General features: G+C 61.5%; 11 protein-coding genes and 2 riboswitches. Of the genes, 6 read left to right on the forward strand and 5 right to left on the reverse strand.

Annotated features, from left to right (window positions below):
• Positions 1 to 88: 88 nt before the first annotated feature.
• A complete protein-coding gene (cobN, locus tag ACM6HV_RS16170) occupies positions 89 to 3,937 on the reverse strand; it encodes a cobaltochelatase subunit CobN (protein ID WP_414904722.1) in 3,849 nt (1,282 codons plus the stop codon).
• Between the two features lie 3 nt (positions 3,938 to 3,940).
• Complete coding sequence (gene cobW, locus ACM6HV_RS16175; RefSeq protein ID WP_414904723.1) at positions 3,941 to 5,011, reverse strand: cobalamin biosynthesis protein CobW; 1,071 nt, start codon at positions 5,009 to 5,011, stop codon at positions 3,941 to 3,943.
• A 97-nt stretch (positions 5,012 to 5,108) separates the two neighbouring features.
• Positions 5,109 to 5,322, reverse strand: a riboswitch (cobalamin riboswitch).
• 846 nt (positions 5,323 to 6,168) lie between these two features.
• Positions 6,169 to 6,390: riboswitch (cobalamin riboswitch) on the forward strand.
• Positions 6,391 to 6,512: 122 nt separating this feature from the next.
• Between cobW and ACM6HV_RS16180 the strand changes: the two genes are divergently transcribed.
• The 4 genes from ACM6HV_RS16180 to cobM all read left to right on the forward strand — a co-directional run bounded on the left by ACM6HV_RS16180 (position 6,513) and on the right by cobM (position 8,658).
• Positions 6,513 to 6,710: a CbtB domain-containing protein gene (locus ACM6HV_RS16180; RefSeq protein ID WP_182401431.1), complete on the forward strand. Its 198-nt coding sequence runs from the start codon at positions 6,513 to 6,515 to the stop codon at positions 6,708 to 6,710.
• 11 nt (positions 6,711 to 6,721) lie between these two features.
• The gene (locus ACM6HV_RS16185; protein ID WP_414904724.1) at positions 6,722 to 7,420 is read left to right on the forward strand and encodes a CbtA family protein; all 699 of its coding nucleotides are present in this window, start codon (positions 6,722 to 6,724) and stop codon (positions 7,418 to 7,420) included.
• Entirely contained in the window at positions 7,417 to 7,830 is a 414-nt protein-coding gene (locus tag ACM6HV_RS16190; RefSeq protein WP_041072679.1) for a cobalamin biosynthesis protein, read from the forward strand. The genes ACM6HV_RS16185 and ACM6HV_RS16190 overlap by 4 nt, the downstream gene beginning before the upstream one ends.
• An 81-nt stretch (positions 7,831 to 7,911) precedes the next feature.
• On the forward strand, positions 7,912 to 8,658 hold the full coding sequence (gene cobM, locus ACM6HV_RS16195) for a precorrin-4 C(11)-methyltransferase (RefSeq protein ID WP_414904725.1): 747 nt from the start codon (positions 7,912 to 7,914) through the stop codon (positions 8,656 to 8,658).
• 187 nt (positions 8,659 to 8,845) lie between these two features.
• Here cobM and nfuA read toward each other — a convergent pair whose 3' ends face one another.
• From nfuA to ACM6HV_RS16210, 3 genes are all read right to left on the reverse strand, one after another.
• Entirely contained in the window at positions 8,846 to 9,430 is a 585-nt protein-coding gene (gene nfuA, locus ACM6HV_RS16200; protein WP_003225494.1) for a Fe-S biogenesis protein NfuA, read from the reverse strand.
• 57 nt (positions 9,431 to 9,487) lie between these two features.
• Positions 9,488 to 10,513 carry an acyltransferase family protein gene (locus tag ACM6HV_RS16205; RefSeq protein ID WP_414904726.1) on the reverse strand — a complete coding sequence of 342 codons (1,026 nt, stop codon included), beginning with the start codon at positions 10,511 to 10,513 and terminating at the stop codon, positions 9,488 to 9,490.
• Between the two features lie 181 nt (positions 10,514 to 10,694).
• A complete protein-coding gene (locus ACM6HV_RS16210; RefSeq protein ID WP_414904727.1) occupies positions 10,695 to 12,989 on the reverse strand; it encodes a fatty acid cis/trans isomerase in 2,295 nt (764 codons plus the stop codon).
• Between ACM6HV_RS16210 and ACM6HV_RS16215 the strand changes: the two genes are divergently transcribed.
• On the forward strand, positions 12,889 to 13,140 hold the full coding sequence (locus ACM6HV_RS16215; protein ID WP_414904769.1) for a hypothetical protein: 252 nt from the start codon (positions 12,889 to 12,891) through the stop codon (positions 13,138 to 13,140). The genes ACM6HV_RS16210 and ACM6HV_RS16215 overlap by 101 nt on opposite strands.
• 5 nt (positions 13,141 to 13,145) lie before the next feature.
• Complete coding sequence (metH, locus tag ACM6HV_RS16220) at positions 13,146 to 16,856, forward strand: methionine synthase (RefSeq protein ID WP_414904728.1); 3,711 nt, start codon at positions 13,146 to 13,148, stop codon at positions 16,854 to 16,856.
• Positions 16,857 to 16,904 lie beyond the last annotated feature (48 nt).

A 16,904-nucleotide genomic window follows, 5' to 3' on the forward strand; every position in this document is an offset into this window, starting at 1 on the left:
CTCGCGAAAGCGGTGTGCCAGCTACAAAAATACTGTCTGACACGACGCCTTCGCGAGCAGGCTTGCTCCCACAGAGTGAGGCGGTTTGTCAGGTGTCTTCTTCTATATCCAGCAGCAGGTTTTCCAGTGCTTCTTTATACACGCCCGGTTCCTGCCACATCCCACGTTGTTGCGCTTCCAGCATGCGTTCAGTCATGTCGCGCAGGGCATGCGGATTGTGTTCACGAACAAAATCGCGGGTTGCCGGGTCGAGCAAATAGGCATCGGCCAGCAACGCATACTGATGATCGTCGATCAGTTGCGTGGTGGCGTCGAAGGCGAACAGGTTATCGACCGTCGCCGCCAGTTCAAACGCGCCTTTATAGCCGTGACGTTTGACCCCGTCGATCCACTTCGGATTGGCCGCCCGCGAGCGGATCACCCGATTGAGCTCTTCTTTCAGGGTGCGGATTTTCGGTAGATCCGGCTGGCTGTGATCGCCGTGATAACTCGCCGCCGCTTCCCCGCGCAGGGTTTCCACCGCCGCGAGCATGCCGCCCTGAAACTGGTAATAGTCGTTGGAATCGAGCAAGTCGTGCTCGCGATTGTCCTGGTTCTGCAACACCGCCTGCACCTGGCTCAGGCGCTGGACGAACTGTTCGCGCGCAGCGGTGCCCTCATCCGCCCCACCATAAGCGTAAGCGCCCCAGTTCAGGTAGACCTCGGCCAGATCCTCGCGACTCTGCCACAGGCGACCGTCGATGGCTCCCTGCACGCCTGCGCCATAGGCACCGGGTTTGGCGCCGAAGATCCGCCAGCCGGCCTGACGCCGCGCCGCGTCGGCATCCAGCCCCGATTGCAACAGCGCCTCGCGCTCGGCACGCACCTTCGCCGCCAGCGGGTTGAGGTCATCCGGTTCGTCCAGCGCCGCCACCGCTTGCACGGCAGCGTCGAACAGACGAATCAGGTTGGCAAAAGCATCGCGGAAAAAACCCGAGACCCGCAGCGTGACGTCGACCCGTGGCCGGTCGAGCAGGCTCAGCGGCAGGATCTCGAAATCATCGACGCGCTGACTGCCGGTGGCCCACACCGGGCGCACGCCCATCAGCGCCATGGCCTGGGCGATGTCGTCGCCGCCAGTGCGCATGGTCGCGGTGCCCCACACGGACAGGCCGAGCTGACGCAAGTGATCGCCGTGATCCTGCAAATGCCGCTCGAGAATCAACGTGGCGGACTGGAAGCCGATGCGCCACGCGGTGGTGGTCGGCAGGTTGCGCACGTCCACCGAGTAGAAGTTGCGCCCGGTGGGCAGCACGTCGAGACGGCCACGGCTGGGCGCGCCACTTGGGCCGGCGGGGACGAAGCGGCCGTAGAGGGCGTCGAGCAGACCGCGCATTTCGGCGGGGCCGCAGGCGTCGAGGCGTGGGGCGATGACTTCGTGCAGGTTTTCAATGATCGCGCTCACTTCAGCCCATCCTGTCCCTTGTGGGAGCGATCCTGCTCGCGAAGGCGGTGTATCAGTGAACGATGCGTTGGTTGACGCGCCGCCTTCGCGAGCAGGATCGCTCCCACAGGGACTGCCCAGTGCTTGGGCGATCAGGTGGGTGGCGAACAGTTCGAGGCGTTCGCGGGTGTCACCGGCGGTGCGCCAGATTTCGTCGCTGACGCTTTGCAGCTCCGCCGGGCGCGGGCCGTTCCACGGGTCGGCAAGTGCGCAATCCAGCGGATCAAACCCCAGCTCGAAGGCCTTGGCCAACGCCCGCAGCAGACTCGACTGTGCGCCTTTGCCGTCGCCACGCGGAATGCGCAGCAAAGCCAGCAAGGTATCGATGCGCAAACGTCCGGTCGGCGATTCGCCAAAGATGTGCAGGCCATCGCGAATCTGCGACTCCTTCAGATCACACAGGTAGGTGTCCAGCCGCGGCAGCCAGATCGCGGCGTCGGCATCACTGTCCAGGCCCACGTCAAGTTGCAGTTCGCGGTCGATCTGCGTCTCGCGCACCAGTTGCAGAATGTCGCGTTGCAGCTCTCGCGCACGACGCGGATCGAGCAGTTGCGCCTCGTAATATTCGTCGGCCAACAGTTCCAGATTGCGCAACGGACCGTAGGTTTCGGCACGGGTCAGCGGTGGCATCAGGTGGTCGATGATCACCGCTTGCGTGCGCCGTTTGGCCTGGGCACCCTCGCCTGGGTCGTTGACGATAAACGGATAAATGTTCGGCAGTGGCCCGAGCAGCGCGTCCGGCCAGCAATTTTCCGAAAGGCCGACGCCCTTGCCCGGCAGCCATTCGAGGTTGCCGTGCTTGCCGACGTGAATCACCGCGTGCGCACCGTAGGTGTTGCGCAGCCAGAAATAGAACGCCAGATAGCCGTGCGGCGGCACCAGATCCGGGTCGTGATACACCGCACTCGGATCGACCTGATAACCGCGCGCCGGCTGAATGCCGACGAAGGTCAGGCCAAAACGTAGCCCGGCGATCATCATCCGTCCGTCGCGGCACATCGGGTCGTTTTGCGGCGCGCCCCAGCGTTCCATCACTGCCGCGCGGTTGGCCTCGGGCAGCGCATTGAACATCGCCAGGTAGGCGTCCATCGCCAGACTTTGCTGACACGGACGCAGGTCGATGCTGTCGAGGTCGTTGCTGACGCCGCCGAGCAATTGTTGGATTAACGCGGTGCCGCTGTCCGGCAACTCCGCCGTCAACGGGAAGCCTTCGGCCTGCAACGCGCGCAGGATATTCAATGCCGCCGCCGGCGTGTCGAGGCCGACGCCATTGCCGATGCGACCGTCGCGGGTCGGGTAGTTGGCGAGGATCAGCGCGATGCGTTTTTCCGCGTTCGGCAGCCGCGCCAGATCGCTCCAGCGCCGCGCCAGTTCAGCGACGAAATCCATGCGTTCGGGTTGCGCCCGGTAGCAGACCACGTCGGACTGACTGCGCTCGCTGCGCCAGGCCAGATCCTTGAAGCTGATCGGCCGGCTGATGATGCGCCCGTCGAGTTCCGGCAAGGCAATGTGCATCGCCAGATCCCGTGGCCCCAACCCCTGTTCGCTGTCACGCCAGCCCGGTTCGTTGTCCTGGGCGCAGATCGCCTGAATCACCGGAATATTGCGCCGGAACGGCCGCAGGTGCGGCGCTTCCGGGCTGGATTGCGCGAAGCCGGTGGTGTTGAGGATCACCGCAGCTTCGACCTCGTCCAGCCAGTCCTCGACCACCGACAGGCAGCCGGGTTCTTTCAGGCTGGCGACGGCGATCGGCAAGGGATTGAGTCCTGCCGCCTGCAAGCGCTGGCAGAACACATCAATGAACGCGGTGTTCGCCGCTTGCAAATGCGAGCGATAAAACAACACCGCCGTCACGGGTTGACCGGGCAGCCAATCGGCTTGCCAGTCGCTCAGTGCGGCGGTGTTTTTCTGTGGGTGGTAAATCGCCGTACGCGGCAGCGCTTGCGGCTCGCCCCAGGCGTAATCCCGCGCCAGCCAGCGGTTGGCCAGGCAATGGAAGAAGCCCAGCGCATTGCCCATGCCGCCCTGACGCAAGAACTGCCAGAGACGGTCGCGATCTTCGGCGGGCACGGTGCTCAGGTCGCTGAGTTCCGGGTCGGGACGATCATCCCCCGGTACCAGAATCACCTGCACCCCGCGCGCGGACAGCTCCACAAGACGCTCGACGCCATAACGCCAATAGGCGATGCCGCCGTGCAACGAAATCAGAATGACCTTGGCGTGCCGCAGCACCTCATCGACATACAGATCGACCGAGGCGTGATTCTGCACCTGCATCGGATTGGCCAGGCGCAGGCTCGGGTAATCCTCGGGCAGTTGCTGCGCGGCTTCGGCGAGCAGCGCCAGGCTGGAGTCGCCGCTGCACAGGATCACCAGCTCGGCGGGGGTTTGTCCAAGGTCGGCAATGTTGTCATCCGACACGAAACCGCCGGGCTGGGTCCTGAGCAGGTGCATGGCTTAAACGCTGAGCGCGGCGCGCAGTTGCGCTTCGAGTTGCGCGGCGTCGAGTGCCTGACCGATCAGCACCAGACGGGTGACGCGCACCTCATCAGCGCCCCACTGGCGGTCGAAGTGTTTGTCGAAACGCGTGCCCACGCCTTGAATCAACAGGCGCATCGGCTTGTTCGGAATCGCCGCGAAGCCCTTCACGCGCAGAATGCCGTGCTGAACCACCAATTGCGTCAGCGCGTCGAGCAACAGGCTTTCGTCGGCTTGCGGCAGTTCAATGGAGATCGAATCGAAGGCGTCGTGATCGTGGTCATCGTGGTCGTCATCACCGTCGTGGTGGTGATCGTGATGACTGTGGCGGCTGTCGATATGTTCTTCGGAACCGGCACCGAGACCGATCAGCACGTCCAGCGGCAGGCGACCGTTGCTGGCTTCGATGATTTTCACCGCTGGCGGCAGTTCTTCAGCGACTTCAGCGCGAACGCGAGCCAGATCTTCGGCGCTGGTCTGATCGGCCTTGTTGAGGATCACCAGATCGGCGCTGGCCAGTTGGTCGGCGAACAGTTCGTGCAGCGGCGATTCATGATCGAGGTTCGGATCGAGTTTGCGCTGGGCATCGACCTGATCCGGGAACGCAGCAAAGGTACCGGCGGCCACGGCCGGGCTGTCGACCACGGTGATCACCGCGTCCACGGTGCAGGCGTTGCGAATTTCCGGCCACTGGAAGGCTTGCACCAATGGTTTTGGCAGGGCCAGACCGGACGTTTCGATCAGGACGTGATCGAGGTCACCGCGACGCGCAACCAGTTCGCGCATCACCGGGAAGAACTCTTCCTGCACCGTGCAGCACAGGCAGCCGTTGGCCAATTCGTAGACGCGACCGGTGGCTTCTTCTTCGGTGCAGCCGATGGTGCATTGCTTGAGGATCTCACCGTCGATACCCAGCTCGCCGAACTCGTTGACGATCACCGCGATACGGCGGCCCTGAGCGTTGTCGAGCATATGGCGCAGCAAGGTGGTTTTGCCCGAGCCGAGGAAACCGGTGACGATGGTGACAGGGAGTTTGGCCAGTGTTTTCATCGGATGCCCTTTGGCAAGGTGGCGGGCATACGGGACGAGATCCGCTGCGAGCGTGCGCGCGGAAGAATTCGCCACCGGATCACCCCGCCCGGTTGTAGTGAGAAATCTGTCACGAGGCAGGTCTCCTGGCTGACGGTGTTCAGGCCTTGGGCCTGGCGTTCGTTGCGCCTTCCCGCGGGCTCAGTGGATTGAGCTGGCAGTGGCGTGGCAACGAACTTCACCGTTCACAGTTGCGGGGGCAGCCGCGGCTTTGACCGCGTTCCCTTCTTAGCTTCGGCGTGGGCCGAAGAACCTCGAAGGTGCAAGGCTACGCATGGTGTGGGGATGGGTCAATGGCTGGTGGATTTTAGGATTGGGGGGATATCCGTTGCTGCGGGTGTTGCCGCTGGCGGTTTCGCTCTTACAGCGAGTCACCTTTTCCAAACGCCGAAAAGGTAACCCAAAAGGCTTTGCCCCGGCGTACGGCACTTCGCTGAGGCTCAGTGTTCCCTCGCTACGGTGTCCATCCGGGGGCATCGCCTACGGTTTGCTTCGCTGCACCTCCTCTCGATGTATGCGGCTTCGCCGCACGGCGCTGCGCGCCTACCCCCTGATGGACACCTCCGCTCGGCCTGCCGAAGGGGCTGAAGATCAAAAGCCACATCAAGAGCCAAAGCCAAAGCCAAAGCCAGATCAAAAGATCACAGCCTTCGGCAGTTCCTACAGGGGATTGGGTGTATTCAGTTAGAAATTTGGTCGGCTGTCAGGCCGCCATCGCTGGCAAGCCAGCTCCCACAATTTAATTCGTGCACACCCCATGCGGCGAAGCCGCCCCACTCAACACAATGAGCGTTAGCTCGAGTAAAGCTTTTGATCTCAGGGCCCGTCGGCAGGCTGAGTGGAGGGATTTATCCGGGGGTGGGAGCGCAGCGACCGTTTGGCGCAGCCAAACACAGCGAGAGGAGGTGCAGCGAAGCAAACCGTAGGCGCTGCCCCCCGGATGAATCCCGCAGCGAAGGAACCCGAGCCTAAGCGAGGGCCGAACGTCAGGGTAAAGCCCTTTGGTTACTTTGGGGCTTTTGCCAAAGTGACCCGCCGTAAGGGCGGAACCCTAAGCGGCCGTTACCGCAGCAACGGATCCACCCACAAAATTGACTAGTTTCCCCAACCCATGCTCTCCTACACAACTTGTTACGGGTGCCCTTCACAGGGTGAAACGGGAAACCGGTGAATCATGTGCTTTACTCAAAGCCATGTCAGTCCGGTGCTGCCCCCGCAACGGTAAGCGAGCGAAGCGTCAGATCCACTGTGTCGTACGGCATGGGAAGGTGACGCTTGCAGGTCGGCCAGACGCCAACCCCTCGTGAGCCCGGAGACCGGCCCGCAACACACAGCGCGCATTTTGCGTCGCTGAACATAACAAACCCGCGGTGGGCGGGCGCTGTTCGAACCTCTGCGTGCCCGACTCGCAGGGGTTTTCATGCGCTCTATATCACCCGCTGACACTCCAGAGGGAAGCGCCATGTCGATCATCAGCAGCACCGCCAGCAACACCGACAAAATTTCCAGTACCGCCACCTTGAGCCAACGCCTGACCGCCGCCATTTTTGCGTCGATCCTGGGTGCCAGCCTCGTTTACTTCGCCGGTTTCTCGCACATCGAAGCGGTGCACAACGCCGCTCACGATACCCGCCACAGCGCCGCGTTCCCGTGCCACTGAGACCTGCCGACATGATCAAGCGTATCGCGCAAACCGCAGGGTTCACCGGCCTGCTGGCCGCCCTGCTGCTGACGTTGCTGCAAAGCTTCTGGGTCTCGCCACTGATTCTGCAGGCTGAAACATTCGAAAAATCCGAACCGGTGGCCGTTCACGAACACGCCGCCGGTACAGCCGCACACACTCACGACGCTGAAGCCTGGGAGCCGGAAGACGGCTGGCAACGCGTGGTCTCGACCACCGGCGGCAATCTGGTAGTGGCGGTCGGTTTCGCGCTGATGCTCGCCGGCCTGTACACCCTGCGCGCACCAACCAAAACCTCGCAAGGCCTGCTCTGGGGCCTGGCCGGTTACGCGACCTTCGTCCTCGCGCCGACCCTGGGCCTGCCACCTGAACTGCCGGGCACCGCTGCCGCCGATCTGGCGTCGCGACAGACCTGGTGGATCGGCACCGCCGCTTCCACCGCAGTCGGCCTGGCTCTCATCGTGTTCAGCCGTCACTGGCTGATGAAGCTGCTGGGCGTGGCGATCCTCGCCGTGCCGCACGTGATCGGCGCGCCGCAACCGGAAGTGCATTCGATGCTCGCTCCGCAAGCGCTGGAAACCCAGTTCAAAATCGCTTCGCAGCTGACCAACGTGGCGTTCTGGCTGGCCCTGGGCCTGATCAGCGCCTGGTTGTTCCGCCGCAAAAGCGCTGGTCAGTACCACGCATGACCGATGACCGCGCAGCGCCGACCTTCGTGGTCGGCCTGGGCTGCCAGCGCGGCTGCCCGGTCAGCACGCTACGCGCGTTACTCGATCAGGCGTTGCAGGCGCATCGTATAGAACTCGAGGCGGTCAAGGCCTTGGCCAGCATCGACCTGAAACGCGATGAACCCGGCCTGCAGGAACTGGCCAGCCAACTGGCGTTGCCGCTGTTGTATTTCAGCAGCGACGAACTGGCCAGTTATCAGCAACGTCTGAGCCACCATTCGCAGATCGCCTACGAGCGCACCGGTTGCTACGGCGTGGCGGAAAGTGCCGCCCTGGCCCTCGCCGAGCAGTTGATTCAGGCACCGGCAAAACTGCTGATTTCCCGGCAAAAATACGCTCAGGCAACCTTGGCATTGGCCGGCGCTGCGTAAATTCCCGATAATCCCCCTGTTTGATCATGAGCAATCTTCATCTGAAGCGTTGCCCTGCCCCGTTTTTCACAGGATGTCTTCATGACCGTCTACTTCATCGGCGCCGGCCCCGGCGACCCGGAACTGATCACCGTCAAAGGCCAGCGGCTGATCCGCAGTTGCCCGGTGATCATCTACGCAGGCTCGCTGGTGCCGGCCGCCGTGCTCGAGGGACATCAGGCGGAAACGGTGGTCAACAGCGCCGAATTGCATCTGGAGCAGATCATTGAACTGATTACAACCGCCCACGGCAATGGCCAGGACGTGGCGCGGGTGCACTCGGGTGATCCGAGCCTGTACGGCGCGATTGGCGAGCAGATTCGTTATCTGCGCGAGTTGAATATTCCGTTCGAAATCATCCCCGGCGTCACCGCCACCTCCGCCTGTGCAGCCTTGCTCGGCGCCGAGCTGACGCTGCCGGATGTGTCACAAAGCGTGATTCTGACCCGCTATGCGGACAAGACCGCGATGCCGGCGGGTGAGGAGTTGAGCAGTCTGGCGCAGCATGGCGCGACCATGGCGATTCACCTGGGGGTCAACCATCTGCAGAAAATCATCACTGAATTGCTGCCGCATTACGGCGCGGATTGCCCGATTGCGGTGATTCACCGGGCAACATGGCCGGATCAGGATTGGGTGGTGGGGACGCTGGAGGACATTGCGGCGAAGGTTGAGGCCAAGGGGTTTCGGCGTACGGCGTTGATTCTGGTGGGTCGGGTGCTGGGCAGTGAGGTGTTCAGCGAATCATCGCTGTATCGCGCGGGGCATGCACATCTCTACAGACCCTGAGTCAGATGAGTTTTGTGGCTGGATAAAAAACCTGTGGTGAGGGGATTTATCCCCGATGAACTGCGCAGCAGTTCCATTTCTTGGGCTGCTTCGCAACCCATCGGGGATAAATCCCCTCGCTACAAAAGGACATAAAAAAACGGCGCTCACGGGGCGCCGTTTTTCATGTTCGCAGTGAACACCTTACTCAGTAGTAGGCGTTTTCTTTCTGCGTGTGGTCGGTCACGTCGCGCACACCTTTGAGCTCTGGAATACGCTCGAGCAAGGTGCGCTCGATACCTTCCTTCAGGGTCACGTCGGCCTGGCCGCAGCCCTGGCAGCCGCCACCGAACTGCAGCACGGCAATGCCGTCCTCGACCACATCGATCAGGCTGACCTGACCGCCGTGGCTGGCCAGCCCCGGGTTGATTTCGGTTTGCAGGTAGTAGTTGATGCGCTCGTTGACCGGGCTGTCGGCGTTGACCATCGGGACTTTGGCGTTTGGCGCCTTGATGGTCAGCTGGCCACCCATGCGGTCGGTGGCGTAGTCGACGACGGCGTCGTCAAGAAACGCTTCACTGAACGAGTCGATATAGGCGGTGAAGCTTTTCAGCCCCAGCGCGGTATCCTCAGGTTTTTCTTCGCCCGGCTTGCAGTAGGCAATGCAGGTTTCGGCGTACTGGGTGCCAGGCTGGGTGATGAAGACGCGGATGCCGATGCCCGGGGTGTTCTGCTTGGAGAGCAGATCGGCCAGGTAATCGTGGGCGGCGTCGGTAATGGTAATAGCGGTCATGGAAACTCCTCGCAGGCTTGGGCGCAGTTTACGCCAATCATTGCGCCGGACAAAGTCCTAGTATTTTTGTCGGGAAAGATTCTCGACCGGTACGCGCAGCGGTTCGCCATCGATCCGCGCTTTAAGCCACCGATAGCTGCGTTTTTCCACCCATTCGTAGCTTAACCATGACCCCAAAGCGATGGCCACAGCGCAGACGATGAACATCAGATAAGGGTTGACCCCGTAACGCCGCGCGATAAAACCGCCAACCGACAGCACCAGCACGTGCATCAGGTACACCGAATAGGAACAGTCACCGAGCCATTTCATCACCCGATTGCGCTCGACGTAGCGCTCAAGCGCCATGCAAGCCATCACCAGCAACGCGCTCGGCACGCCCCAGTTCAATAACCTTGGCGCCGGTGCCAGGTGATAGATCGCCATCATCGCAGCGCCCATCGCCAACAGCGGCAGCCACAGGCCGGCGCCAATCCAGCCCCGGCGATACAGCACGCCGATACCGATCCCCAGCAAAAACTCGTAGGCGATGTCGGAACGGTAAAACTCGTTGAGCCAGCCGAACGCCTGACACACCGAAAACAGCAACGCGGCGACCACCAGCAAGCGCACCTGCCAGCGGAACACCAGCGCGCATGCAAACAACACATAGAAGAGCATTTCGTAGTTGAGCGTCCAGCCGACATTCAGCGTCGGATAAATCCCGTAGCCGCCGGGGTTTTGCGCAGGAATGAATAACAGCGACGCGAGGAAATGCGCCCAGTCCACCGTCTGATCCGGCAACATTGGCCGGGCGAACAGCACCAGCAACGCCATCAACAGCGTGTACAGCCAGTACGCCGGGACGATGCGAAACAGCCGGTACAGCAGAAAGCGCGCGGGCGGCAGTGCTTTGCTTTCGGTGGAGAGGAAAATCACCAGACCACTGATGACGAAGAAAACATCGACGCCGACTGCGCCTTTGTCGATGAAGAACTGCCCGACCGGGCCGCGCGCCTTGAAGTCGAAGAAAATCTGCATGAAGTGGTGACAGACCACCGTCCACGCGGCAAGCGCCCGCAGGGCCTGCACTGAAATCAACATCGGCCGCTCCCAATCACCATTGCAAAAAAATCCACTTCACCCTGTGGGAGCGAGCCTGCTCGCGAAAGCGGCGGCACATTCAAAGTATGGGTGCCTGACACTCCGCCTTCGCGAGCAGGCTCGCTCCCACAGGAGATTTGTGTGTTACCTGGAGTTCGGACAGCGGGCCAGTCTCAAAAGATCAAAGATTCTGGTAGCGATTCATGTCCAGCACGCCCTCTTCCACCGGTTCGGTTTCGTGGATGTACTGACTCAAGTCGTGAAAATAGAACCAGAATTGCGGATGACTGCGGCGAATCCCCCAACGTTCGACGATTTTCTCGAAGCGATCGGCATCCTTGGCGTTTTCCATGGCATCGACAAACTCCGGTACTTGCCCGGCCGGAATGTTGAACATGAAATTCGGGTAACTGCTGAGCACGCCTGGATAAATGGTCAAGGTGTCGAGTCCCGGCTGATAGCGCAGCGACTCGCCCAACAGAAACGCCACGTTACTATGCGCACGGTTGCGCAGCAGGCTGTACATCTCGCGTTTGCCGCTGCGAGTTTCGATGCGCAGCATGGTTGCTTCCGGCAATTGGTCGATGACCTTCAAACCGGCGGCCGGACGTGACGTCAGGCGACTCAGCGCCTGCTCGGCATTCTGCAGCGCCGGGTCGATATTCGGCCGCGAGCAGTAGGCGCCGTCACAGCGGTTGATCGGATCCGGCCGCGCATTGAGGTCGCCGTAACGCGCCAGCAACTGCATGGCGAAATCGTATTTAGGGTCCTTCGGATCGAGTTTCAGCGCGGTCGGTTTGTCGTCGTCGATCGCCTCATAGTCGAGCCACATCTTGAACTGGCCGCTGCTTTGGTACCAATCGTCGAGGTAGTCCTCGCGGGAATCGGCCGGCATCAGACGCAGGAAGTTCTGTTCGGCGCCGTTGCGGATCAGGTCGAAATACAGACGGGTCTGCGCCTGATGGGAGACGTTGCCGAACACATCGAAGTTGACCGCCAACTGGTAATAGGTGCGTTCCAGCAGCGGATAGTCGAACAGCCACATCGTTTGCGGCACTTCGCCGATCAGGCCTTTGGTCACCGACGCACTGTCGAAGTGGCGGAAAATGCTCAGCAGCGCGTTGTCGTTGCCGGCCCACAGCGTCGACCAGCTCGGCGGCGGTTGGTCAGCGTAGCTGTCGCGGCGCAGGGCTTCGTATTCATTGCGTTTGTTGCGGTAGTTGTGCCACAGGCTCAGCACACTGCCGACGTCGTCGTTCTGCCCGGGCATTGCCAGCAACGGCGTGGCCTGGCCGCGATAGTTCGGGTCGGTGATATACAAATCGTGTTCCGGAGCCTGGAACAGCGCCCAGAAGTTATCGCGGATCACGTCCGTCGCAATCTGCCCACGGCACACCGGCCCGCGAATAAAAGTGCGCACGAAATATTCAGCGTTGTCGAGCATGAACTGATAACGCGCCTGCGCCGGAATCGCCTCGAAGGTGGCGAACGGGTTGGCCCGGCTCTGCGGCCCGTACCCCGGTAGCGCGTTGACTTGCCAGTTGCCGCTGTAGAACAGGCTCTTGACCCGCGCCATCTTCGCCGCACTCAGCGGATAAGTGATGTGGGTCTTGTGCACGATCACCCCTTGCACCGGCCACAGGCGGTAATACACCTGGGTGCCCGGGTCGTCATTCGGGCGACGGGTGGCGATCAGGTCGATTGGCTGCCCGGTCGGCGTGCGCGAACGCACCCACTGGAAGTAGTGCCCCGGCTCGCCGTCCTTGAAATAGATATGCGCGAGGAACCAGTGTTCGAACAGCCAGCGTCCGACCAGACTCTGCCGCGCCCCCGGCGCATTGAGCAGGTTTTCCCACTGGACGATTTGCAGCGCTTCCCTGGCGCTCGGCGCCAGCCCCTGCTCGTCGATCGGCGCACCGGACGCCAGCCAGCGTTGCAGGGTCTGGTATTGCTGATCGGTCAGCCCGGTCACCGCCAGCGGCATGCCCTCTTTCGGGTGGGCGCCGGCATAGCCGTCAAACTCGGCGGGCATCGCGCACATGTTTTCCCGTTGCAGGCCGAGCACGATGTCTTCCGGCAGCTTGGCATTCGGGGTCAGCGGGGTTTTGTGCCCCAGTTCCAGCATGCGCGCCATCAGCGCCGCCTGGCTGCCCTGGGCATCGAGTACCGAATAAAAGCCCTTCTGCTGCCAGGCACGTTTGCCGAAGGCGTCGTAGAACAGCCGCGTGGTCGGCGCCGCCTGAGTGCGTTCGCCGTCGTAGACCGGCATCTTGCTTGCGCCCCGCCCTGCGCCTTCGCCGCTGCCCAGATTGAGCTGGCACGCCGAGTCGTAGCAGGCATGGCAGGCCACACACTTCTCGGTGAAGATTGGCTGGATGTCACGCGTATATGAAATAGAAGGTGAGATCGCGGGTTCCTGCGCAACGGCGCCCCAGCTTAAGAACAGCAAGAAAATGCTGATGACGCGGTACGACATGCCCATGATCCCGATCGTGAAAAAAACGCCCGCGATTCTACAGTATGACGCTCGTACCAACATGAACGATATTCATGCAAAAGCAGCACGTGCTCCAAAAGCGCACAGGTTTGTTATGATCCCGGCCCTTCGTCATGGTCTTTTCGAGTAGTCCCAATGTCCGATCGCAGCGTCCGCCTTCAAGCTCTCAAGCAAGCCCTCAAAGAGCGCATCCTGATTCTCGACGGCGGCATGGGCACGATGATCCAGAGCTACAAGCTCGAGGAGCAGGATTATCGCGGCAAACGCTTCGCTGACTGGCCGAGCGACGTCAAGGGCAACAACGACCTGTTGGTGATCACCCGTCCGGACGTGATCGGCGGCATCGAAAAGGCTTATCTGGATGCCGGCGCCGACATTCTGGAAACCAACACCTTCAACGCCACGCGCATTTCCATGGCTGACTACGGCATGGAAGAACTGGCGTACGAATTAAACGTAGAAGGCGCGCGCCTGGCGCGCAAGGTGGCCGACGCCAAGACCGCCGAGAACCCGGACAAGCCACGCTTCGTCGCCGGCGTACTCGGCCCGACCAGCCGCACCTGCTCGCTGTCGCCTGACGTGAACAATCCCGGCTACCGTAACGTCACCTTCGATGAATTGGTGGAAAACTACACCGAAGCTACCAAAGGCCTGATCGAGGGCGGCGTCGACCTGATCCTGATCGAAACCATCTTCGACACGCTCAACGCCAAAGCCGCGATCTTCGCCGTGCAAGGCGTGTTCGAAGAACTGCACATCGAACTGCCGATCATGATTTCCGGGACCATCACCGACGCGTCCGGCCGCACCCTGTCGGGCCAGACCACCGAAGCGTTCTGGAACTCGGTGGCCCACGCCAAGCCGATCTCGGTCGGCCTCAACTGCGCCCTCGGCGCCCGTGAGCTGCGTCCGTACCTGGAAGAGCTGTCGAACAAGGCCAGCACCCACGTGTCGGCGCACCCGAACGCCGGTTTGCCGAACGAATTCGGCGAGTACGACGAATTGCCGGTGGACACCGCCAAGGTCATCGAAGAATTCGCCCAAAGCGGTTTCCTCAACATCGTCGGCGGTTGCTGCGGCACCACTCCGGGCCACATCGAAGCCATCGCCAAAGCCGTCGCCGGTTACGCGCCGCGGCAGATTCCGGATATTCCCAAGGCCTGCCGCCTGTCGGGTCTGGAGCCGTTCACCATCGATCGCAGTTCGCTGTTCGTCAACGTTGGCGAGCGCACCAACATCACCGGCTCCGCGAAGTTCGCCCGTCTGATCCGTGAAGACAACTACACCGAAGCCCTGGAAGTCGCCCTGCAGCAGGTCGAGGCCGGCGCTCAGGTGATCGACATCAACATGGACGAAGGCATGCTCGATTCGAAGAAGGCCATGGTGACCTTCCTCAATCTGATCGCCGGTGAACCGGACATCTCCCGCGTGCCGATCATGATCGACTCGTCGAAATGGGAAGTGATCGAAGCCGGCCTGAAGTGCATCCAGGGCAAGGGCATCGTCAACTCGATCAGCATGAAAGAAGGCGTCGAGCAATTCATCCATCACGCCAAACTGTGCAAACGCTACGGCGCGGCGGTGGTGGTGATGGCGTTCGACGAAGCCGGCCAGGCCGACACCGAAGCGCGCAAGAAAGAGATCTGCAAACGCTCCTATGACATTCTGGTCAACGAAGTCGGCTTCCCGCCGGAAGACATCATCTTCGACCCGAACATCTTCGCCGTGGCCACCGGTATCGAAGAACACAACAATTACGCTGTGGACTTCATCAATGCCTGCGCCTACATCCGCGATGAGCTGCCCTATGCGCTGAGCTCCGGCGGCGTGTCCAACGTGTCGTTCTCGTTCCGGGGCAACAACCCGGTGCGTGAGGCGATCCACTCGGTGTTTCTGCTGTACGCGATCCGCGCCGGCCTGACCATGGGTATCGTCAACGCCGGTCAGCTGGAAATCTACGACCAGATCCCGCAGGAACTGCGCGACGCCGTCGAAGACGTGATCCTCAACCGCACGCCGGAAGGCACCGACGCCCTCCTCGCCATCGCCGACAAGTACAAGGGCGACGGCAGCGTCAAGGAAGCCGAGACCGAAGAGTGGCGCAACTGGGACGTCAACAAGCGTCTGGAGCATGCGCTGGTCAAGGGCATTACCACGCATATCGTCGAAGACACCGAGGAATCGCGCCAGTCATTTGCCAGACCGATCGAAGTCATCGAAGGCCCGCTGATGTCCGGCATGAACATCGTCGGCGACCTGTTCGGCGCCGGCAAAATGTTCCTGCCGCAGGTGGTGAAATCCGCCCGTGTGATGAAGCAAGCCGTGGCGCATTTGATCCCGTTCATCGAACTGGAAAAAGGCGACAAGCCGGAAGCCAAGGGCAAGATCCTGATGGCCACGGTAAAAGGCGACGTGCACGACATCGGCAAGAACATCGTCGGCGTGGTGCTGGGTTGCAACGGCTACGACATCGTCGACCTCGGCGTGATGGTCCCGGCGGAGAAAATCCTCCAGGTCGCCAAGGAAGAAAAGTGCGACATCATCGGTCTGTCCGGTCTGATCACGCCGTCGTTGGACGAGATGGTTCACGTTGCCCGGGAAATGCAGCGTCAGGATTTCCATCTGCCGCTGATGATCGGTGGCGCGACCACCTCCAAGGCGCACACCGCCGTGAAGATCGAGCCGAAGTACAGCAACGATGCGGTGGTCTACGTGACCGACGCATCGCGCGCGGTCGGTGTGGCGACGCAGTTGCTGTCCAAGGAACTCAAGGCCGGGTTCGTCGAGAAGACCCGCGCCGATTACGTCGATGTGCGTGAGCGCACCGCCAACCGCAGCGCCCGTACCGAGCGCCTGAGCTACGCGGCGGCGATCGCCAAAAAGCCACAGTTCGACTGGGCCAACTACACGCCGGTCAAACCGACCTTCACCGGCACCCGCGTGCTGGACAACATCGACCTCAACGTGCTCGCCGAATACATCGACTGGACGCCGTTCTTCATCTCCTGGGACCTGGCCGGCAAGTTTCCACGCATCCTCGAAGACGAAGTGGTCGGTGAAGCCGCCACCGCGCTGTACAAGGATGCGCGTGAAATGCTCACCAAGCTGATCGACGAGAAGCTGATCAGCGCCCGTGCGGTGTTCGGTTTCTGGCCGGCCAATCAGGTGCATGATGACGACATCGAGCTGTACGGCGATGACGGCAAGCCCATGGCGCGCCTGCATCACTTGCGTCAACAGATCATCAAGACCGACGGCAAACCGAACTTCTCGCTGGCCGACTTCGTCGCGCCGAAAGACAGCGAAGTGACCGACTACGTCGGGGGGTTCATCACCACCGCCGGCATCGGCGCCGAAGAAGTGGCCAAGGCTTATCAGGACGCCGGCGACGACTACAACTCGATCATGGTCAAAGCCCTCGCCGACCGTCTGGCGGAAGCTTGCGCCGAATGGCTGCACCAGCAAGTGCGTAAAGAACACTGGGGTTATGCCAAGGACGAAGTGCTGGACAACGAAGCACTGATCAAAGAGCAGTACTCCGGTATCCGTCCGGCACCGGGCTACCCGGCCTGCCCGGATCACACCGAGAAGGCCACGCTGTTCACCCTGCTCGATCCTGAGGCCAGCGAAATGCGCGCGGGCCGCAGCGGCGTGTTCCTCACCGAGCATTACGCGATGTTCCCGGCAGCCGCGGTCAGCGGCTGGTACTTCGCGCACCCGCAGGCGCAATACTTTGCCGTGGGCAAGGTCGACAAGGATCAGGTGCAGAGCTACACCTCGCGCAAAGGTCAGGAGCTGAGCGTGACCGAGCGCTGGCTGGCGCCGAACCTCGGTTACGACGAATAAGCGCAACGTTCACTCCCCGGATCGGTCCGGGGAGTGAACGTTCACCAG

The organism is Pseudomonas sp. IT-P260 (assembly GCF_949768395.1).
Taxonomy (GTDB): Bacteria; Pseudomonadota; Gammaproteobacteria; order Pseudomonadales; family Pseudomonadaceae; genus Aquipseudomonas; species Aquipseudomonas parakoreensis.